Origin of the sequence: Paenibacillus sp. V4I3, assembly GCF_030817215.1 — a bacterium.
In the GTDB taxonomy this organism is placed as follows: Bacteria; Bacillota; Bacilli; order Paenibacillales; family NBRC-103111; genus Paenibacillus_E.
In genome coordinates this window covers 1476409-1496929 of sequence record NZ_JAUSZA010000001.1, presented here as the reverse complement: position 1 = coordinate 1496929, position 20521 = coordinate 1476409, and the positions used below count along the sequence as shown (strand labels likewise).

The 20521-nt window shown below is 44.0% G+C and carries 20 protein-coding genes and 2 pseudogenes; 7 read left to right on the top strand and 15 right to left on the bottom strand.

Features of this window, described 5'->3' with window-relative positions; all coding sequences use genetic code 11:
* Window positions 1–128: 128 nt before the first annotated feature.
* Window positions 129–977, bottom strand: coding sequence for an AraC family transcriptional regulator (locus QFZ77_RS07175; RefSeq protein WP_307437977.1), 849 nt, complete (start codon window positions 975–977; stop codon window positions 129–131).
* A gap of 738 nt (window positions 978–1715) precedes the next feature.
* Between QFZ77_RS07175 and QFZ77_RS07170 the strand changes: the two genes are divergently transcribed.
* Together QFZ77_RS07170 and QFZ77_RS07165 are read left to right on the top strand one after the other, a co-directional pair.
* On the top strand, window positions 1716–2864 hold the full coding sequence (locus tag QFZ77_RS07170; RefSeq protein ID WP_307437974.1) for a low temperature requirement protein A: 1149 nt from the start codon (window positions 1716–1718) through the stop codon (window positions 2862–2864).
* 43 nt (window positions 2865–2907) lie between these two features.
* Entirely contained in the window at window positions 2908–3603 is a 696-nt protein-coding gene (locus QFZ77_RS07165) for a response regulator transcription factor (RefSeq protein ID WP_307437971.1), read from the top strand.
* Between the two features lie 276 nt (window positions 3604–3879).
* Here QFZ77_RS07165 and QFZ77_RS07160 read toward each other — a convergent pair whose 3' ends face one another.
* The 8 genes and pseudogenes from QFZ77_RS07160 to QFZ77_RS07125 form a co-directional block, all read right to left on the bottom strand.
* Window positions 3880–4797, bottom strand: coding sequence for a helix-turn-helix domain-containing protein (locus QFZ77_RS07160; RefSeq protein WP_307437968.1), 918 nt, complete (start codon window positions 4795–4797; stop codon window positions 3880–3882).
* A gap of 329 nt (window positions 4798–5126) precedes the next feature.
* Window positions 5127–5369, bottom strand: coding sequence for an SDR family NAD(P)-dependent oxidoreductase (locus tag QFZ77_RS07155; protein WP_307437966.1), 243 nt, complete (start codon window positions 5367–5369; stop codon window positions 5127–5129).
* 224 nt (window positions 5370–5593) lie between these two features.
* Window positions 5594–6439 (bottom strand): oxidoreductase, encoded by an 846-nt coding sequence (locus tag QFZ77_RS07150; protein ID WP_307437965.1) that lies wholly within the window; start codon window positions 6437–6439, stop codon window positions 5594–5596.
* A 22-nt stretch (window positions 6440–6461) separates the two neighbouring features.
* Window positions 6462–7025: an NAD(P)H-dependent oxidoreductase gene (locus QFZ77_RS07145; RefSeq protein WP_307437964.1), complete on the bottom strand. Its 564-nt coding sequence runs from the start codon at window positions 7023–7025 to the stop codon at window positions 6462–6464.
* 654 nt (window positions 7026–7679) lie between these two features.
* Window positions 7680–7985 (bottom strand): hypothetical protein, encoded by a 306-nt coding sequence (locus QFZ77_RS07140; RefSeq protein ID WP_307437962.1) that lies wholly within the window; start codon window positions 7983–7985, stop codon window positions 7680–7682.
* 141 nt (window positions 7986–8126) lie between these two features.
* Window positions 8127–8518 (bottom strand): annotated as a pseudogene (locus tag QFZ77_RS07135) (ABC transporter permease family protein); the annotation flags it as partial.
* Window positions 8519–8742: 224 nt separating this feature from the next.
* A pseudogene (locus QFZ77_RS07130) lies at window positions 8743–8911 on the bottom strand (oxidoreductase); the annotation flags it as partial.
* An 81-nt stretch (window positions 8912–8992) separates the two neighbouring features.
* A complete protein-coding gene (locus QFZ77_RS07125; protein ID WP_307437960.1) occupies window positions 8993–9895 on the bottom strand; it encodes a DMT family transporter in 903 nt (300 codons plus the stop codon).
* 968 nt (window positions 9896–10863) lie between these two features.
* Between QFZ77_RS07125 and QFZ77_RS07120 the strand changes: the two genes are divergently transcribed.
* The 4 genes from QFZ77_RS07120 to QFZ77_RS07105 all read left to right on the top strand — a co-directional run bounded on the left by QFZ77_RS07120 (window position 10864) and on the right by QFZ77_RS07105 (window position 14791).
* Window positions 10864–11496: an acetate uptake transporter family protein gene (locus QFZ77_RS07120; protein ID WP_307437957.1), complete on the top strand. Its 633-nt coding sequence runs from the start codon at window positions 10864–10866 to the stop codon at window positions 11494–11496.
* Between the two features lie 1061 nt (window positions 11497–12557).
* Window positions 12558–12959: a GlcG/HbpS family heme-binding protein gene (locus tag QFZ77_RS07115; RefSeq protein WP_307437955.1), complete on the top strand. Its 402-nt coding sequence runs from the start codon at window positions 12558–12560 to the stop codon at window positions 12957–12959.
* A gap of 55 nt (window positions 12960–13014) precedes the next feature.
* Window positions 13015–13821, top strand: coding sequence for an SDR family oxidoreductase (locus QFZ77_RS07110; protein WP_307437953.1), 807 nt, complete (start codon window positions 13015–13017; stop codon window positions 13819–13821).
* Between the two features lie 163 nt (window positions 13822–13984).
* Window positions 13985–14791 (top strand): SDR family oxidoreductase, encoded by an 807-nt coding sequence (locus QFZ77_RS07105; protein ID WP_307437951.1) that lies wholly within the window; start codon window positions 13985–13987, stop codon window positions 14789–14791.
* An 827-nt stretch (window positions 14792–15618) separates the two neighbouring features.
* Here QFZ77_RS07105 and QFZ77_RS07100 read toward each other — a convergent pair.
* From QFZ77_RS07100 to QFZ77_RS07080, 5 genes are all read right to left on the bottom strand, one after another.
* On the bottom strand, window positions 15619–16089 hold the full coding sequence (locus QFZ77_RS07100; RefSeq protein ID WP_307437949.1) for a helix-turn-helix domain-containing protein: 471 nt from the start codon (window positions 16087–16089) through the stop codon (window positions 15619–15621).
* Window positions 16090–16225: 136 nt separating this feature from the next.
* Window positions 16226–17101, bottom strand: a complete 876-nt coding sequence (locus QFZ77_RS07095) for a LysR family transcriptional regulator (RefSeq protein WP_307437947.1) — start codon at window positions 17099–17101, stop codon at window positions 16226–16228.
* Between the two features lie 119 nt (window positions 17102–17220).
* On the bottom strand, window positions 17221–17661 hold the full coding sequence (locus QFZ77_RS07090) for a hypothetical protein (RefSeq protein ID WP_307437945.1): 441 nt from the start codon (window positions 17659–17661) through the stop codon (window positions 17221–17223).
* Window positions 17636–18517 carry a LysR family transcriptional regulator gene (locus tag QFZ77_RS07085; protein WP_307437943.1) on the bottom strand — a complete coding sequence of 294 codons (882 nt, stop codon included), beginning with the start codon at window positions 18515–18517 and terminating at the stop codon, window positions 17636–17638. The genes QFZ77_RS07090 and QFZ77_RS07085 overlap by 26 nt, the downstream gene beginning before the upstream one ends.
* 190 nt (window positions 18518–18707) lie before the next feature.
* On the bottom strand, window positions 18708–19187 hold the full coding sequence (locus QFZ77_RS07080; RefSeq protein ID WP_307437941.1) for an FIST N-terminal domain-containing protein: 480 nt from the start codon (window positions 19185–19187) through the stop codon (window positions 18708–18710).
* 474 nt (window positions 19188–19661) lie between these two features.
* On the opposite strand from QFZ77_RS07080, the gene QFZ77_RS07075 reads away from it, so the two are divergent.
* Window positions 19662–19778, top strand: a complete 117-nt coding sequence (locus QFZ77_RS07075) for an IS3 family transposase (RefSeq protein WP_307437938.1) — start codon at window positions 19662–19664, stop codon at window positions 19776–19778.
* 227 nt (window positions 19779–20005) lie between these two features.
* Here the strand turns inward: QFZ77_RS07075 and QFZ77_RS07070 are convergent, their stop codons facing one another.
* The gene (locus QFZ77_RS07070; protein ID WP_307437936.1) at window positions 20006–20371 is read right to left on the bottom strand and encodes a helix-turn-helix domain-containing protein; all 366 of its coding nucleotides are present in this window, start codon (window positions 20369–20371) and stop codon (window positions 20006–20008) included.
* Window positions 20372–20521: the final 150 nt, after the last annotated feature.

Here is a 20521-nt window from a genome sequence, read left to right as displayed (position 1 = left end):
AACTATACTGAACTTTTGGAGCTTTCACTTCTCTGCAAAGTCCGAACTATTTGTTCATTTAGCTCATTTCTGTTTTGTTACAATAGAATAAGCCCATGCGAATTGCATGAGCCTCTGATAGAAATCTATTATGTTAATCTTAGCGGTTTTTTAAGCAGTGATGGAGAAATACCAAATCTCTCCTTAAATACCTTTGAAAAGTGAGCTATATTTTCGAATCCCGTAGAAAAGCAGACATCAGTTACAGATAGTGAAGTATGAGTCAGCAGCTCTTTTGCCTTTTCCAATCTTCGATTACGTATGTAGTGTAAAGGAGAAGTATTATAAATTTCCTTAAACTCCCGCTTGAAGGTTGATAAGCTTCTCCCAGACAAATAGGCGAGATCATTTAAAGATAAGGGATTAAAAATGTTTTCTTCAATAACCTCCGTAATGCTTTTTCTTTCTTTCCGTTTCAGTTGCAAAAACTGAATTAAAAAATTTCCATCGGTGTCTGCCACATCAAATAGCAATTCAAGCAGTTTAATCTTGATAAGCCCATTTCTTACTTCCTCAGGTTGATTAAAATAAGGCTTTAGAGATTCAATATAACTAATAAGGCGGTCATTTACTGATTTAACCGATACTGGAACAAGAGCCTCGGGGTAGGAGGGCTTGAGATCGGCCATCTTGACAAACTCGTTAAGTAAATCATCCTTTAAAAAAAACATCATATAGTCGAGTAAATATTCCTCTTCCTTCTCCCCCGACTTCTCATACTCGACAGTGATTGACCTCTGCAAGAGAACCATTTCATTCTTCTTTACAGTGTATGACTGGTTTCCGTAGCGAACGGTGTACTTACCTTTGAGTACAAACAAAAACAAGTGGTCCTCAAGAAACATGGTTCCTGTGTTATTTTGCGTATGCGTACACGATTCTATGACAGATAACCCGTTCATTTTTAAAATACTTTGATTATATGGGGCAGTTGTCAATTCCAGAGGCGCCTTTACAACCTTACTGGACCTTATGAGCAATATGATTCCTCCTTTCTATTTAAGATTTTCAATTAATGTTCTAACAAATCTAAAACATGATACTTTACCGATATATCAATACCCGTAGGTCGGTAATAGCTGCCCCCATAACGGATAACTATTGACGCGGCCTTGAATTCGTTACCAGCGATCCGGGTCTTCTCTTTTCAAAGGATTACATTCTTACATACATTATAACCTAAAGCGATGGATTTACCCGTCACCCCGAGCCGCAGAAATCCAAAGGCGGCAATTCGGCTTCCCCAAGCGTCAATAACACCACAAATAAAATAAGACGATCCTGAGAAAGATGATCAGGATCGTCTATTTTTCTTGAAGTATTTTCAGGCTCGCCCAGGCGGCCGAAATCAGCATTTCAAAAATTTTATTACCAAATTAATCAGGTAACCGCTTTTTGATACAGATTGAGGATTTATTTGATACGATCAGAAACGAAATACCTAAATCCCCTTTCTTCTCATTTCCAGAGGAGCCGCAGCGCCAATTCCGTGATTTTTTTCTGTTTTCCATACCTTTAGTTTAACTTTCCAACACTTTTGCAATGTTAATTTTTAGGCATGAGCTAAATGAACAATAAGTTAGAACTTTTTGGAAAAGTAAACCCCGTAAAAATTCGGTATAGTAAGCTTATCATCGACAGGAACAAACAAAAATAATAACGGATGGTGACTCACTATGCATCAATCGCGGCGCGGAGACTCTGAAAAAGCTGATACGAGAACCAAAGTATCCTACCTTGAACTTTTCTTTGACTTGGTATTTGTTTTCACCATTACTCAGGTAACCCATTTAGTCATCGATACTCACTCCGTATTGGATGTGTTTAAAGCTTTAATGGTTCTGACTGTAACCTGGTGGATGTATAGCGGATATGCTTGGCTGGCAAATAATATTGGAACTGACCGATTTCTTTATAGGATGCTGATGTTTTGTGGTATGGCCGGTTTTCTTAGTATGGCCATTAGTATCCCATCTATTTTTGGGACGGGTGGAGTTCCGTTCGGCATCGCTTTTCTACTGGTTACGGTCATTCATATCCTTCTGTTCAGACGTTCACCACATGTAACATCGATCAAGGCAATTACATACTTGGCTCCTTTTAACCTTTCAGCAGCTCTTTTGGTTCTTGCCTCCGGAATATTGAATACCTGGTATACATGGAGCTGGTGGTTGACGGTTGCAGCTGTCTTGGTTATTCTGACCGCTTCGTTTAAAAATCAAGGCGATATTTTTGTTATTAACACTCGGCATTTTGTTGAAAGGCACAGCTTGATTGTGCTCATTGCGCTAGGCGAAACCATTCTGTCCATGGGTTTAGGTTCCAGCCATTTATATTTCAGCTTCACGCTATTTGTGTCTATAGTTTTAGGATTGGCCATCGTCATCACTTTATGGTGGAGCTATTTTGACAAGGATACGCTACTGGCTGAAGATTATATGTTGCAGGCATCACCTGAGAAACGTGCTCGACTAGCTATGCAGGCTTATTGGCATGCTCATTTAATTATGATATCTGGCATTGTCATCTCTGCTGCAGGTATCGAAGTAGCCATTAAACAACTTAACGGCGAATCTGTACACTCTTTTTCATGGTATTTAAATGGCGGCATTACCTTATACCTTGTCGGAACCGCAATATTCAGAAGACTGGTTCGCATCGGACCAGCTGGAACGCGACTTGGTTCAGCCGCTCTATCTTTATTCATTCTTATGTTCAACGCCTTCAGTTGGATTGGAACTTTACAAATGATGACAATTCAGATTTTAGTGTTAGTAGGAATGATTGTAATCGAACAACACAAGTACAAAAAATTATCTAATTAAATCCTAAGATTACATAGTAAAGCCGGAGGAGGGTAGACAAATCATGAAGGTTTTGATCATTGATGATAATGTCATCTTTGCCGAAATGGTTCGAATGTATCTTGCCGAAGAAGACTTTACTGTTCAAACCGCTTCAACGGCTCGGGACGGGCTCAGGACATTTCATTCCTTTGTACCGGATGTTGTATTGCTCGACCTCTCGCTTCCGGATGTAGACGAGATTACGTTGTGTAAAACTTTGCGACAGCAAACGCAAACACCTATTATAGTTGTTTCTATCAATTCCAGAGCAAGTGAAATCATCAAGGCTTTTACTGCAGGGGCTGACGATTTCTTAACAAAACCCTTTAGTATGCAGGAATTGAAAGCAAGAATCATGATAGCGATCCGCAAATCAATACAGCTACCTTCTACGGAAAACAGTCCGGAAATTCCCGCAGCTGAACATTTTCTGCAATTGCAATTGGACCCGGTTCGTCGGTATATCTCAGTCAATGGTGATAGGGTTGAGACAACATTTTCAGAATTCGAACTCTTGAAGGTTTTTTATGAACATCCATATCGAGTATTCACACGCGATGAATTAATTACGATTATTCGAGGCATTAATTACCATGTTAATGATCGTTCCATCGACGTTCATATTACGAATCTACGGAGGAAGATCGAGATAGACCCCAAAAAGCCGAAATATATCCAAACGGTATGGGGTCTAGGCTATCGATTTGCGAAACCTTAAATTACATCTTTACACCCTTAAAATTGCCCACAATCCTTGCAAAGGGACATTCCAGTCAAAATACGAATTGGGAAGCAATAAAGCGGATACGCAATATTACTATCCAGGAACCATCAGCAGTTCCACAATTTTTTTATTTGTTTTCTAAACACTGTACTAACAAATTTGGGAGAACGAAAGATTACCTTACAATGTATTGTCCAAGTGGGAAAGTTCGGAAGATGGGGAGAACGGATAGTCCGTGATTGCCATCCGCTCCGTCTTCAAAGATTTGAATCAGATTTTAAGGGGAGACTTATGATTGGGCTTTTGCAGGGGGTGCTTGCATGTGGATGGAGCCACGCCAAACCTTTCTTTAAACACCTTGGAAAAATGAGCCACACTCTCAAATCCTGTCGAAAAACAAACATCCGTAACGGATAAAGAGGTGTTAAGCAGCATTTCTTTCGCGATATCCAACCGGCGATTACGGATCCAGCGTACAGGTGATGTTGTATAATAGATCGCTTGGAAATCTCGTTTAAAAGCTGATAAACTTCTGCCTGATAAGTAAGCAAGATCATTTAGCGAGACAGGGTTGGTTAGATTCTGCTCCACAACCTCCGTTATGCTCTTCCTCTTTGAACGATTGAGCTGTAAAAACTGGAATATAAACTGTTCGTCAGCATCCGCAACATCAAACAATAATTCCAACAATTTTACTTTAATTAATCCATCCCTAATGTTATTGGTTTCCTTGAAATACGGTTTCAACGAATAGATATATTTAATTAATCGTTCATTGATCGCTTTGACAGATACCGGTACTAACGCTGATGGATAGTTACTTTCGAGATATGCCATATTGATAAATTCAGTGAGGAGCTCTTCTTTAAGAAAGAACATCATATAGTCCAAAACATAGTCAGAACCTTCTTCTCCCGATTTCTCATATTCAACCCTGATCAATTTCTGCAGTAAAACCATTTCATTCTTTCGCACGATATATTCATGACTGCCGAATCTTACCTTATAGGTTCCCTCTAGTACAAACAAAAGCAGATGATCCTCCAAAAACATGGTTCCCTTTAAACCTTTTGTAAAGGTACAAGACTCGACAACTGTAAGTCCTTTCATCTTCAAGATCCCTTGATTAAGCGGTTCTCTGGCCAGACCGTGAGGAACCTTTATTACTTTTTCGGCTCGCAAAAACAACTGTATTTCCTCCTTATTGTTCAACTGCTAGGAACAGCTCCATGGTAACAAGGACCATACTTACGAGTAGTTTGATCCTACCGCCTCCGCATTTATAAAATTCCACTCGTTAAGATAATTTCCAGATAAAAAAATAACTCCTGTATCGGAACCAAAGGAGCCATATCGATGTTTTGGCAATCAACGCCCATCTTTCCAGTCAAGTTGGTTGCTTAAAGCACACCAGACAATTGTACCGGGGTGTACGGAGAACGCTCGTACATGATTCGGCTTGCCACGCTTATCCGGTTCTAAGCCGAATAGTTCTTTAAGTCTCACCTAGTTACGCTTCATTGAACAGAGTCCAATGCGACGATGGCTTTGTCTCGTGAGCGGGCCGGAACGATACTTGGGCGCCTGCCTTGGCTAATAGCCTCGATACCTCCAAGCCAATACCGGAAATATCCGCCAATCGCGATGGCAACCTTGCCTGCCAAATCTACTCCTTGTATGATTTCTTCCGCAGTCGTACATGGTCTGTATTCGGTGTGCAAAGGTTGTTGCGGGGTCTGTTGGTTTGCATGAATTGTCATAAATTTATTTCCTCCCTTTGAAAGAGATACAAACAGTCATAATAAATGTGACCAGGATGATCATATTAATAAAGACCTATCGAATCGACCCTAGGCGAAAAGCAGAATGAAGGTACCAAACTTAAGCGCCATCCACAGGTGAAGTTGCTCGGCGTATAACGATCGGAATTGAAAAACCGGAGTGCGAACGCCCCCGGTTCAATTGGATGTATTCGACTTAGAAATTAGACATCATCATGATCTGTGCCTGTAATAACGTCATGCCATGCCTGTATATCTTTTTCAAAATTAGCCGTCTTTTCCCGGTATCTTTGCAGCGAATCCTTGCCAAGCGGCAAGTGGACCGGCGGCTTCTCCGCGTTTGCAACCTGCACGATTGCCTTGGCCAACTTGACGGGATCGCCCGGTTGTTTCTTATTTGCTTGGGTAGCAAATTTTCTCATTTCTCCTACCGTTTCCGCATAATCCGGAATGATGTTACCTGACCGCGTTAGCGACGCAGCATCCAGAAATTCCGTACGAAAGAAGCCCGGGGCCACTACGGTCGCATGAATCCCAAGCGGGGCCAATTCCAATGCAAGTGACTCCGTCAATCCTTCAACAGCGAACTTCGTTGCACCATACACGCCCCATCCGATATAACCGCTCAATCCGCCAACTGACGAGAAATTGATGATATGTCCAGAACGTCTTTGACGCATATGGGGCAGGACCGCTCGGGTCACATTCAACAAGCCAAAAACGTTGGTTTCGAAGTTTTTCCTCACCTCTTCAGCAGTGGCTTCTTCAACGGCACTCAACAATCCAAATCCTGCATTATTAACAAGGACATCAATTTTGCCGAATTTCTGTACGGCTTGATTTGCAGCCGCTATCGCCTGTTGTTCATCGGTAATATCCAGAAGAACAACTTGAAGATTCTCAGGATTTCCCAATTTATCAGCTAAAGACTCCGCCGAACTCCGGACCGTTGCAACTACATGATCCCCAGTTTCCAACACAGCCTTCAGGATTTCAAAACCAATGCCTCTTGCTGCACCGGTAATAAACCAAGCTTTTTGATTTGTCATATTGCTTCCTTCTTCCTTTATCTTATTTTTGAAGTACGTTATTTGCTTGGAACCTCATAATCTCATCAGCAAGCAGATATTCTGCGTAATGCCTAGAGCTTGAAACTAATTCTTCATCGCTTTTATCATCGGTATCAAAGATTGTGAAAGGCATCAAGAAGTCGGTTTCGATTAAATTACTCGTAGCATGGAAAGGGCTGAGGAGCTCATGAATCGTATAAAGATCACCGCCTCCAGGCCGATAATCAATTTCCGAGCCACCCATAGAAATTGCCAACCCAAGTTCCTTCCCTCGCAGCTTTCCTCCTTTCGACGTATAGCCCCAACCGTAAGTCAGGACATCATCCAACCACTTCTTAAGAAGCGGAGGTGAACTATACCAATAGAACGGAAACTGGAAAATGATCCGATCATGCTTTTCAGCGAGTTCTTGTTCTGTTTGAACATCAATCCGCCAATCTGGATAGGATGCATATAAATCATGCACGGTAATCTGATCCGGATACTTCTTTACTTCCTCAATCCAAGCCTTGTTCACTCGAGATTTGCCCATATTGGGATGAGCGACTAGTACCAAAGTCTTCACGATTACCCTCCTATTCTCAGAATTCGTATTTTTTCTTCCTTCAGTATTTGCCTTGTTCATATTGTTTATGAATTCCTGTATTAACTTTAACGTATATTTGAGCTTTCCGCTTTTCTGTAAGGTCCGATCTATTTGTTCATTTAGCTCATGTCCGTTTTTAGAAAAGAAAAATGCACCACTAGAATTTCATCGGATAAACCAAGGTGGTTATTCAACATCCATTCTAGGGGGTGTACTACCAGGAGGTTATATTCCCATTTCATCCTATGCGCCTTTTTTAATCAATTGCTAAGTCTTTTTTTCTAGAGCCGGAATAACCAACATACTATGTTTGCATTCAAGTTTTGAAGGTATGCAAGGGGATACCGCGGGAGTTGAGAAACCTATTGCTCCATGATGTTGTTAAGCCAAATAACCGTATTCCATGAGTGATTGCTGAATTTCATCCAGCAATCTTTTTACCCCCAGGGATTGGGTTTTCAGACAGACGATTTAGTTCATTTGAAGAAACGTTGTGTAGGCAACATCGAAAGCTTTTGCTCGGGGAACTTCGATAACAAACACACTCCCTCCCAATTTTCTTTTGGTTATTGGGTTTATTGCACGACCAGCGTAATCTGCCCGTTAATTGAGAAACGGCAGCCGATCGTTTTGTCAGCTGCCGTTGTGTCTTAATTGTTTTCCGTTCGTTTTATCAAATGTATTAGTTCCAAAAAGTTGATTTTGCTTGGATATGAGTGTAGGATCCAGCGTAAGATGATAGATCCAAAGCACCGCTAAATATCCAAACTCGAACATTTCTTTCGTCGATCCATCTCCTCCCGCGCAACGACTCCCGATGGACACTTCCCGTTCCGCCCAATGCGCAATATGAGCCGTTGATTTTGTAAAGATGTGACCTTCCATCCATGGGCCTTCATCGCTCTCCCAGACGACGGCAAACGGATTGGGGCGGACCATAGTCCTGCCGGATTGCCGATGCCCCAGACGTCGTCGGTCGTGATAAGTTAAAGTAGGTCCGTCATGATAGCGTTGCGTCGGCGCGTAGATGCCTTCGGAGCTTTCCCTGCCTCGGATTTCGAGGATCTTGTTGTCGGCCAGTTACTCCTTGACGCTGCCGAGCTGCAGACCATGCACAAAATATTTTTGCAGGAACGGGTAGACGACGAGGATCGGCACCGAGGCGATCGTAATCGACGCCCGGATCGACATCAGTGTTACCATGTTGCGTATGGCGCTTAAATCGGCTCCGTTTGCGACGGCCGGATTGCTGTTCGAGTTCATGGAAGAAGACAGAAGCTTCATCAGCTCGTACTGCAGCGTACTCAAATTTTGCTTGGATGACGTAAACAGGAAGGTATCGAACCAGGAATTCCACTGCACGACCGCGATAAACAGTCCACGGTAGCCAGAACCGGCTGGCAGAGCGGGAGGACTACCGAGACGAACGTCCGGAAATCTCCCGCGCCGTCTATCTTTGCCGATTCGATCAGAATTAAGAACTGATACAACCGACTGGTAGGAGGTATCCTCTCGCCCCTTCTTTTCCACCCATTCCTCTTCACCCGTTTTCTATATTCATAACAATATTTGTATATTTTTATTTATAACAAATCACAAGTGTTTGTTTGAAGAAATCCTTATTTTGATTTTTTTTATACCACTGCTATACTTCAGCAGTTCTATTCAAATTGAGTGTTATTACATAGTTAATGTATATTGCAATGAGGCCCGCTCCTCCAATAGCTCGACTTACATAGTGCATGTAATGCCACTTGGTAGGAAACCCATCTTTATTTCTGACGGAAAATTGACACATAGGAGGCATGACGACGCGGTTTTTTATTCAAGCCTTTTTTCTTAAAAGTACTAAATAAATGATCCATTACCATTAACTCCTTTAATGATTTAATTTGCAGCTTAGCAGCAACAGATGAACTGCCCGCGAGTTGTTTCCCCGCCATTTATCACGCAACCATACGGGCTGCTTGCCGAGATGGCTGCCGGCTCACGAAATAGATGCTGAGCAGGATCAGAACGAGTCCCGCGAACAGGGAAACCGTAAACGGTTCGCTGAAGATAAGGCAGCCTGTGAGGATAGCCACAAGAGGGATCATGAACGTAAACGACGCTACTTTGCTCGCCTCTCCGGAGCCAATCAACCGATAGAACACGAGCCAGCCCAAGGCGATGACGAAGACAGATATGAATAACAGGCTCCCTATGAAGCCGGCGCTCCAAACCACGTCGGACCAGTTCTCGACGCAGGTGCCGAGCACTGTCATGAATCCCCCCCCGATCAGCAGTTGAAGCGTCACGAGCCATATCGGATCCACGACGGCGCTAGATTTTTTGACGAACACGATGCCAAGCGCCCAGCTGAGCGCTGATCCCAAGGCAAGCAATATCCCCGCGACAGAGATATGGCCGGAGATACCTCCCGCGCCGCTGCATATGACGGCCACACCGGCAAATCCTAGAACGAGACCAATGATTTTTAGCCCGTTCATCGATTCGCCCAGCCATAACCACGAGAACAAACCGACCAGTACCGGCTGAAGAAAGACGATCGCCGAAAACAAGCCTGACGGCAGGTACCCTAGTCCGATCGTTTGCAAGCCGTAATACAGCACGACGTTGAGGATGGCGGAAACCGCATAGATGCGCCAAGTTCGCCTGAATTGCAGGTTCTTGAATCTCGGAATGGCAACCCCCAAAAGCAATAGTCCACCCAGCAGGGTTCGAATACCGGAAAACAGCACTGGCGGCATGTAAGCCAAAGCATATTTGGATAAGGGCCAGTTGACTCCCCAGACGATGACGAGGTATGCGATCAATAAAGCCGTTTGGACACCCGTTGATTTCTTCATGATGTAATTGTCCCCCTTACGAAACGAATAAAGTCAGCAATATATTTTCCATCCAATGAAGAGTGCAGAAGGCAAGGCTTTTGGAATTAAGGACATTAATGCAAAAGAGGCCAACATATTGTTGCATTTCGATAAATTAAAGGCTGCCGATCAGGAAGAAATTATTGATTTTATAAAGTTGAAAATAAGTCGATATTAATAATTTAGTTATTTTTATATTGTTCTATCATCTCTCACTGCTCATAGGGATACTTTACTTAGGAGAACGTATGCTGACTGACAAGTTACGTCTACTTAAGCGTCCAAACTCAGCTAAAGGGACATGGGGCATTGCATTTGTGCCTTGTTCACTCGAGATTTGCCCATATTAGGATGAGCGACTAGTACCAAAGTCTTCACGATTACCCCTCCTATTTCGGAATTCATATTTTTACTTCCTTCCGTATTTGCCTTGTATATATTGTTTATGAATTCCGGATGTATTAACTTTAACGTATATTTGGGCTTTTCGCTTTTCTGTAAGGTCCGATCTATTTGTTCATTTAGCTCATACCCGTTTTTAGAAAAGAAAATGCACCCATTAAAAATTTCATCGGATAAACCAGGATGGTTACTCCAACGTCCATTCCAGGGGGTGCACTACCAGTAGATATGAGTTAATAATGTCCCTATTTATAAGTCTAAAAGTCAGTATTTCAATATGGCTTTGTCTATAACAGCCATAGGAATTGCTTATGCAAAAACTTAATAAAACTTTTAAAGGGTATAGTTTTTTTTAAAGCATTGTATAGAAAACAGAATATTGTTTGTACAGTTAAATTTCATTAGACTGAGACAGCAGCACAGAATGTCCATTTTTATGGACCTGTTCAATCAAATATGGAAAGTTGGGATCTTTGAATGTTTGACGGCAAGACAGATCTACTATTGGCTGAAAACTCTGCAATTAAATTTTAGGAGGAAAAAGTATGCTGAATAATCAAACAAGTAAAGAATGGGCAAATCCGACACCCGCGGGTCTAGTGGCACTGGCAGTTGCCTGCGCATGTTTTTTCGCTTTGCTGACCGGTCGCGTGGAATCTTCTGCGCTGCCTCTTATCGCCTGTTGGCTGCTAGGCGGCTTTGTAGTACAATTGATCGTCGGCATCTTGGATTTAAAGAGACAAAATGATACTGGAGGAAATACATTTCTATTTTTCAGTGCGTTCTTCATGTTGGTGGGTGGCCTGGAAATGTTGCTCAAATACGACGCGATAACAGCAGGTATACCTTTGGATTCTCGGATTGACGGTTATGCATGGTCGGTGTTGGCAATTATATTGTTGCTGTGGACGCCTGCATTTTTTAAATCATTCAGCCTGCTCTCTGTTATAGTAATATTACTGGATGTTGCCCTTCCGTTTATTGCACTGACTGATCTTGGTGTGCTGGCAAAAGGCTTTGAACAAATTTCTGCATGGGCGCTGCTTGCTTCAGGCGTTGTTGCAGTGTACCTCTGTTCAGCACAGGTTGTAAATCAGGCGTATGGTCGTGTAGTCTATCCATTGCCACGCTTAGCACGGGTAAAGATGCAGACGGTAACAGTAGCAGACCCCAAATAATACCTAAACAACGAGCCCACCATTTCCTGGTGGGCTCTCATCTTCTATGCCGCGGATTTACATGTTCTTACATAGCGGCCCTTCCCTTGGATGCACTTCTATAATTTACCATACCTCACTTACTCATCTCCTCAATCCTTTCAATTGTTTTAACAAGCTATGTCCGAAATTATAAGTCTAAAAGTCAGTATTCTTACTAGTAATAAGGCTTTCTCTATAACAGCCATAGGAATCGCTTATGCAAAAACTTAATAAAACTTTTGAAACGTCTGACGGCAAGACAGATCTACTTTTGGCTGAAAACTCTGCAATTATCCTTGCGCATCGCGGGCCTTTTCAGCGTACTCATCGCTATTTGACCAATTCCATAAACTTATGCGCTGTGGTGGAGAGCGGCATGTTGCCCATGATCATGAATCCTACCTGGGACGACGGCATGTTGACGTGGAGCTGAATTCCCGGGTCACGTACGAAACGCCCAGGCCCTTGCGCGCGAATAAGATCAACAGGTCGATGCTGCCGACCTCGATTTCGAACAATTCCGTGATGGCATCCGGACCCGGCTGTTCCGCGAGAACAGGAGATCGGGTACTGAAGAAGCTGCTCCATCGACATCACCACGCCTTTGAGCTCAGCGTAATGGGCTTTTATTACTTCCTCAAACAAACCTTATTCACTCGAGTATGTCCAAATTAGGATGAGCGACAAGTACCAATGTTTTCACCATAACCCCTCCCATTCTCGGAATTCTCTAAAGATTGATTCAGCCTAACTTGAACATTTCATTCTCAGTAATAATGAAAAAATATAGACCACATAAATATGCCTCCTTTTATTATAAGACCTTGAACTAATTCTATTAGTAAACAAAGTATCAACCAACATATAGGGAGTACTTATATGTTGTAGTCGAACGGCCCTATAGCTTAAACAGATTGAATGTATAGAAAATATAGAATTGATCGATATATTTCGGTATTAGTATTATAAGACATGCGAGAGGCTTCATAACTAGTTATTTTGAATGCCATCGTAAAACTCTAAAAGGCAGGAGAATACAGATGATTACAGCAGATCAAGCCCGCAAGATTATCGCCGCCGGCGAGGCGCGGGCCACAGAAATAGGCGTTCCGGTCAATATTGCAGTCCTGGACGCTGGCGTGAACCTGAAGGCCTTTGGCCGGATGGACGGTGCCCTTCTGGGCTCCATCGACATCGCTCTCGGCAAGGCCCGGACAGCCGCGCTGTTCGGCATGCCCACCGAGGCAATCGGTGAATTTTCCAAACCCGGCGGCACCTCGCCCGGCCTGGAGCAGACCAATGGCGGTCTGGTGGTCTTCGCAGGAGGCCTCCCCCTGCTAGACACCAGCGGCATCCTGATCGGCGCAGTCGGCGTATCCGGTGGCGCAGTAGCTCAGGACCTCGACATCGCCCAAGCCGCGGCAGCGGCGCTCGGCAACTGAACACTAACCCAAGCAAACCATCAACCCATCTGAATGTGAAAGGAATGTATATATCATGACCACTAAAACCATCCTCATCACCGGCGCTGGCTCGGGCTTCGGCAAGGCAGCGGCCATCGGCATGGCCAAGAATGGCCACAACATCATCGCCACCGTCCACGTATCCTCGCAGGTGACCCCGCTGCGCGAGGAAGCCACAGCACTCGGCCTTACCAACCTGCGCGTCGAGCGGCTCGATCTGACCGACCCTTATGATATCAAACAGGCGCAGTCCTGGGACTTCGACGTACTCTGGAACAATGCGGGCATGGGCGAAGCCGGCCCGGTCTGGGAAATCCCCGTCGATCTCGTCCGCAAGAATTACGAGGTCAACGTCTTCCTGCCACTGACCCTCACCCAGGGCGTTGTCCAGAAATGGGTTCGCGAGGGCAAGCGTGGCAAGGTCGTCTTCACTTCGTCCATGGGCGGCCTGTTCACCCCCGCCAACTGGGGCACCTATGTTTCGACCAAGCATGCGCTGGAGGCATTCGCCGAAGCCATGCAACAAGAGCTGACCCAGTATGGGATCAAGGTCCAGACCATCAATCCGGGCGCCTATTACACGGGTTATAACGAGACGATGGCGGACAATCCGTTCCGCTGGCTCGACGACCAGGTCAACTTCACAAAGCGCGCCGATCTGCGCAAAGGTTTCGACGATTTCTTCGCCACGCCTGAAGGCAAGATGGATGCGCAGGAGATGATCGATCGCATGATCGACATCGTCCCCGCCGACGAAGGCAAGTTCCGAAACGTCGTCCCCCAGGTGGTCGAGGACATGCTGAAGGACCATCAGCTCGCCGCTTGGGAAAACCGAATCTGATCTCAACCTAGCCACCGAGCGGTGCCTCAAGTGGGTGCCGCCCGTTCTTGCTAGAAAGAAATTTGCCGCTTTCCATGCTCAAGACCTGCACCAGGGTTAGCAACTGAACACCAACCCAAGCACAACCATCAACCCATCTGAATGTGAAAGGAATGTATATATCATGACCACTAAAACCATCCTCATCACCGGCGCTGGCTCGGGCTTCGGCAAGGCAGCGGCCATCGGCATGGCCAAGAATGGCCACAACATCATCGCCACCGTCCACGTATCCTCGCAGGTGACCCCGCTGCGCGAGGAAGCCACAGCACTCGGCCTTACCAACCTGCGCGTCGAGCGGCTCGATCTGACCGACCCTTATGATATCAAACAGGCGCAGTCCTGGGACTTCGACGTACTCTGGAACAATGCGGGCATAGGCGAAGCCGGCCCGGTCTGGGAAATCCCCGTCGATCTCGTCCGCAAGAATTACGAGGTCAACGTCTTCCTGCCACTGACCCTCACCCAGGGCGTTGTCCAGAAATGGGTTCGCGAGGGCAAGCGTGGCAAGGTCGTCTTCACTTCGTCCATGGGCGGCCTGTTCACCCCCGCCAACTGGGGCACCTATGTTTCGACCAAGCATGCGCTGGAGGCATTCGCCGAAGCCATGCAACAAGAGCTGACCCAGTATGGGATCAAGGTCCAGACCATCAATCCGGGCGCCTATTACACGGGTTATAACGAGACGATGGCGGACAATCCGTTCCGCTGGCTCGACGACCAGGTCAACTTCACAAAGCGCGCCGATCTGCGCAAAGGTTTCGACGATTTCTTCGCCACGCCTGAAGGCAAGATGGATGCGCAGGAGATGATCGATCGCATGATCGACATCGTCCCCGCCGACGAAGGCAAGTTCCGAAACGTCGTCCCCCAGGTGGTCGAGGACATGCTGAAGAACCATCAGCTCGCCGCTTGGGAAAACCGAATCTGATCTCAACCTAGCCACCGAGCGGTACCTCAAGTGGGTGCCGCCCGTTCTTGCTAGAAAGAAATTTGCCGCTTTCCATGCTCAAGACCTGCACTAGGGTTATCTACAACGCCGCACTGGGCGTCACCGCGACCGCGCTGGCCCTAATCGCGATCGAGTCCCGCTCCTCTTCCGATATCGAGACACAAAACAAGACTTCTGTCGATAAACGATGTGGGGGTTGTTTCGTGGAGAGGGACCCTCGTTGGTTACACAAGCGGTAATGTCTCGAAGCAGGTTATGCTCCGGTTAACCATTCTCTAATTATGAGTGGGTGCTATGTTTAGAATAAATTTGAATTTGCTAGAATATCGCGTACATTGCATCGCATGACTAGGTAGGGCGGTGAGGCATTCACGGTTATACCTACGGATATAACGCAGGGGGACCAGGCTTGCCACTGAAGCAGCAGGGACGTAGCCGCGTATGTGTTTATGAAGAAAGCTTTTCCGATGTAAAGTGAAAATAACAGCCCCGTATTTTATTTACGGGGTTTTTTGTTGTTGGTCGGTAACATGTTCGAACGTCAAAATGATTCTGTGTTTGAGATGATCAATTCTAATAAAAACCTATTCACTAGCCGAAACCTCTAAGCCTTCCATATAGTTCCGCAACATTGCTTATTATGCGAGACTTAATAGTTTTAACGATGGGTCACAGACTCAGGTGAACATCCGATCGGCCCCGGCTACTAAGAAATACACCACCAAGACAAAAATGGTCAACCAGTAAAAACCGGTTGACCTCATAATACGACGGAGAACGTTAGTTCAATTAACCGCCAACGCGATTTACCCATTCAACTCGTCTTGCCATAGCCGCTGCTGATATTCGCTCGATAACAGGTCGGAGTGGCGGACGAACAAGCGGGTCAAGATCTCCGTAGTGCAGCCGACCTGTTCGGCGATTTCCTTGATTTTTTTCTTCGGCTGCTCTTCCACGAGCTTGCAGGCCATTTGGAAGCGGAATTCGCCCAAATAGTCCTTGAAGTTGCGGCCCACGATATTCTTGAACAAGGTGGACACATAGTTGCGAGACAGGTTCAGGTAATCGGCTAAGCTGAACAGGCTGATGTCCTTGTTATAATTATCATGAATAAAGGAGAGCATATTCTCGGCCAGGCTGTTGTTCGACTTCTCGCGCTCTTGGGAGAACCAGTGGTCCAGCGCCGCCAACGTATCGAGAGCTGCCTGATGCAGCTCCTCGTACGTGCGGCAGGATCGTAAAGGTAGGTCCAGCTGCTCCAGCTGCCCGAACAGCACCAGCGATTGGCCACCCGAGCTGTCGATGATCACCGACAGCTAGTAGTTAATGTCTTTTTTTCAATATGGGTTGAAGGGTAAATCGAGGAAGCGTTTAAGCTTCATAATTGCCCTATTTGCGATGGCTATAGTCTGCTTACTTTTTCGATTGTTCTAAAAAGAAATCGATACATGTTTGAACCGAAGGATTATTGTAATGATGCTTTTTAAAAATAAGCTTGATCTCACGAACAGGCGTTGGATCTACGAGTCGGATCATTTTTAATTGCTGACCAAAAAAGCTGCTTTCAATTAAATAAGCAGGTAAAATAGCTACCCCCATCTTATGCAGTACCATAAAAAGAAGAATTTCCGTGGAAGTTGACTTAAACTTTGATTGCAAAGATTTGGCGATCTTATGGCTTAATTTATGAAGTTGCTCGATTAAACTTATATCCTTAACAAATAAGGCAGATTCTAAATCCTCTAGCTCATGAAAAGAAATAACGGTTCGATCTGCCCATGGATGATCCGCATAAACGACCAATGCTTGTTCTTCTTTATATAGGTGCATCATATGAATTTCTTTGTTTGGTTCATGTTTGTCGGTAATGCCAATATCGATACTACTATTCAATAATTGCTGTGATGTATCCTCTGCACTGGTAAAATTTAATGTGATATCAGGATACTGTTCATGGAATTCCAAAAAACGGGGTATTAAACAAAAAAAGGCCATAGGCGAGATGCCTATTAAAAGATTATTTGTTCGAGCATTGCGTAACTCGTAAGTTTCTTTCTTCGATTCTTCAATGAGCCTCATCATGAAAAGAGCTTTTTCGTAAAGTATTTCACCAGCAGCTGTAATCTTTACCCCTCTACCAACTCTCGCGAACAATGGAGTTCCAACTTCTCTCTCTAAAAATCGGATCTGTTGACTTAAATTAGATTGAGAGATCATTAAAACTTCTGCAGCCTTAGTAAAGCTTCCTTCTTTGCAAATTTGAACGTAACATTCTAGTTGCCTGAACACGAAAGATTTACCCCCTTTTCCCAATAGATCGTACTGTTTAATATGATCGTCCTGTACTTACATATGAATTCATCTCTTGAATGAATATGCGTGCAGCGAAACTCATAGTTGGTGGCGCCTTAGCATTCCTGCCGTGCAATGATATACAGATTCTTTTGATCGAAATCCTTTACGGTATGCACCAGAACCAGCTCGCTGCAATCTTCGTTAAAGCGGGAGATGATCGTATTCAGCAGCTCTTCCGTCATGAAAAATTCCGATCGGAAAAAATCCAGGTTCCCGGTCCGATTATTCAAGATGACATAATTATCCGTATATTTGGTGACAACGATCGCATGGCTCTGGCTAGAAGCTATCCCATTAATGCCGTTGACGAAACTGGAAACTTTGAGCTTCTCATAGTTGGTCAAATATTCGCCTAAATACTTCCGAGTGTACTCGGAAACGCCCAGCATCAAACCGATCTCTTGCGGAGACTGCAGACGGATGTCCGTATAATCGCTCAGCTGCCTCGCTTTAGCCGCCACATCTTCGTTAAACGCATTTAACCGCTTGGACATATGAATTCATCTCTTTAATGAATATACGTGCAGTAGACCTCATAGTAACGGAATTAAGATATACAAGAGATATATCCCAACAAGGAACATGGCCTTCTAATCTTACAATACGCAAAGAATCGTCCCTTAGACTTTCGAGCAAAGATGTTGGTATAAGAGCTGCTCCAAGTCCATGACGAACCCAATGAATCAATACTGAAGTGGAGGACGTTTCTATTATCGACTTCAAGGTAAACCCACAAGAGAAACAATACATATCAATTAATGATTTGTTTTCTTTACAAAACATGATCGAATTCATTTGCTTTAAGGATCGAAAAGGTATCGAAGATTTATCGGCTAAAGGATGTTCTGAGTGAATCAATAGCGCCATATCTTGTCTATACAAATGAGTCGAAATGACCGAAGCATCAGAAATCGGATTTGCAGTGATTCCAATGTCTACCCTCTGCTCCAAAACTTTATTCTCTGCATCCTTTGCATCGATAATTTTTAATAGAATATTCGGGTACTTCTCGCGAAATCTCATGAAATAAGGAGCAAGATATTCAAGTTCAGCAGGACAACATCCAATAGAAGTTGTTTCTCCAGATATATTGTTTCGGCCATATATTTCATTTCGCGTCTCTTCAAGAAGATTCATAATAGCGTTTCCCTTATTCAAGAGAATTTTTCCCGCTTCCGTTACTTCAACTCCCTTACTTACCCGATCGAACAATGGAATATTATACTCATCTTCCAAAACCCGAATTTGCTGACTTAGTGTAGGCTGAGTCACACCTAATTCTTCTTTAGCTTTGCTGAAACTTCCCGATTTGCATATTTGAATAAAATATTCAAGCTGGCGCAATTCCATAGTGTATCCCCCGCTGCAAAGATATTTCAAACAAAAAGCACTGCCTCATTGAGAGCAATGTGCACCTCTTAGAATTGACTTCACCTATATTCGCCTGGCTGGCCGGTCCTGTTCAAGAAATCTCAGCTTGGCCGGTTCGCTGTTTTTCGTGTGATTGCTGGACTTTGTAAACATTATAAGAAATAACACGTCATGTAATATACCCGCTAGATTTCAGGTGAGGTGCTACGGATGATACATGAAATATTCGGAAAGTTGATCCACCGGAACACCTATTTGCTTGGTCATAATAGTCCGCTGCAGGAGCATGATTATTCTCGTATATTTTTCGTTCTCTTATATCTGCTTTAGTCACCGTCAACGACTCACCTTTTGGGACAAATATATTTTCTCGATACAAGTAAAATGGATGTTTGGTTTTTACGATTGTCAGAATGGCTGCATTTGAGTATAAGCTGCCGTTGCAGCTAAGCATCATGCCAAACTTCCCGTTATCTCCGGCGCTTCCCCCAATAAGAGGGAAGTCTTTGTTGGGAAATAGGGATTGAATAACCGACAATACTTTTTCCTCCGCTTTCCTCAAGCCGTCAACGAGCAAAATACCAAACGTATTGTTATCATATAGGGCCAATCCTTCAAACGCACTTGATTCGCGTTCTCTGAACCGCATCGGAATCGTTCAAATCCCCTCGATCACAGCCACATTTAATTGCAGATTTAGGGAGGATAGCCCGATGGCAACGATACAGCGATCGGTAAATCCTTCTTTGGAGATTCCTCCCGCCACTACGTATCCTATACATTGCGTATCCGGGAAGTGATGATGAAACGATGCTCCGACACCTCTTCAAAATCGTAATCATCGGAACAGAAGAACAATATGAAATTCAGAGTTTGGTGCTTAAGCCGGAAGATCGTCTCCTCAGCCGCTTCGGCTGTTTCTGGTTGCCTGCTAATACTCTGAATAACCTTTAACAAGAGAGCCAATTCCAATCTGAGTTTGTCTTGATATCATCATTTTGATTCTATCAGTAAACGATACCACGATCTGCCTGTCATTACTTTGTTGTAAAGTCCATTTTTGTTGTTCATTTCGTTTGTCTCAGAGCATGTCCCTAGTTGGGCGGTGCATCGATAACGGTCCATGGAATCTTTCTGGGGGACCCTAAAATGCGAGAAATACTATTTACACACGTACCATACCTTTGAGGAGCTCAAGCGGGACATTGAGGCCTATATCCGCTTTTACAACAACGAATGATTACAAGCGAAAAACGGCCTCAGCCCGATGGAAAACAGGACTAAGGCCGCTTAATTGATTTTATTTTTTGTACTGTCTACTTGAGAGGGTGCAGTTCATGCCCGGCTGCCGTCGTGAGTTTGATATTAAGCTAATGTCTCCCGTTAAGCTTAAAAACAGTTCGTTATTCTACACTTAAAAAAAATAGTCCCGATGGCTGTAATAGCTCACCGGGACTAACTAAGTGTTCACGACTTAATATCAGATCTGATTTTACCTTTATTTAAAGAAATTTTTATTTTAATGATTTCATCGATTTCTTTTTGATCAAACCCATCTAACAACCTATAGTTAGAAATCATGCTTAACTCTCCTTCTGATAGAACAGAAGAAACATTAGATTTAATTAAATCATTCTCAATTATTATTAAATCATCTATATTACAATTAAATTGTTTCTTTATTGCTAATAAGGTATCAAAGGATGGATTGCAATTTCCTTGCTCAATCTCACTTAGATTCCCTTGAGAGATGCCTATTCTACTCGAAAACTCCACTTGATTCATATTATTTAATTTTCGTAATCTACGAATATTGGACCCGATATTTATCATTTTTTCACATCCAATTAAATAATAAGTGACCCGACCATCTTATTGATCGGGTCACCTGAATAAAAGCCGTTAGTTTTGACAAGAAGTTATTATTGTGGTTCCACACTTTTATTATTGGTTCCACAGTTTTATTACTGGTTCCATACTTTT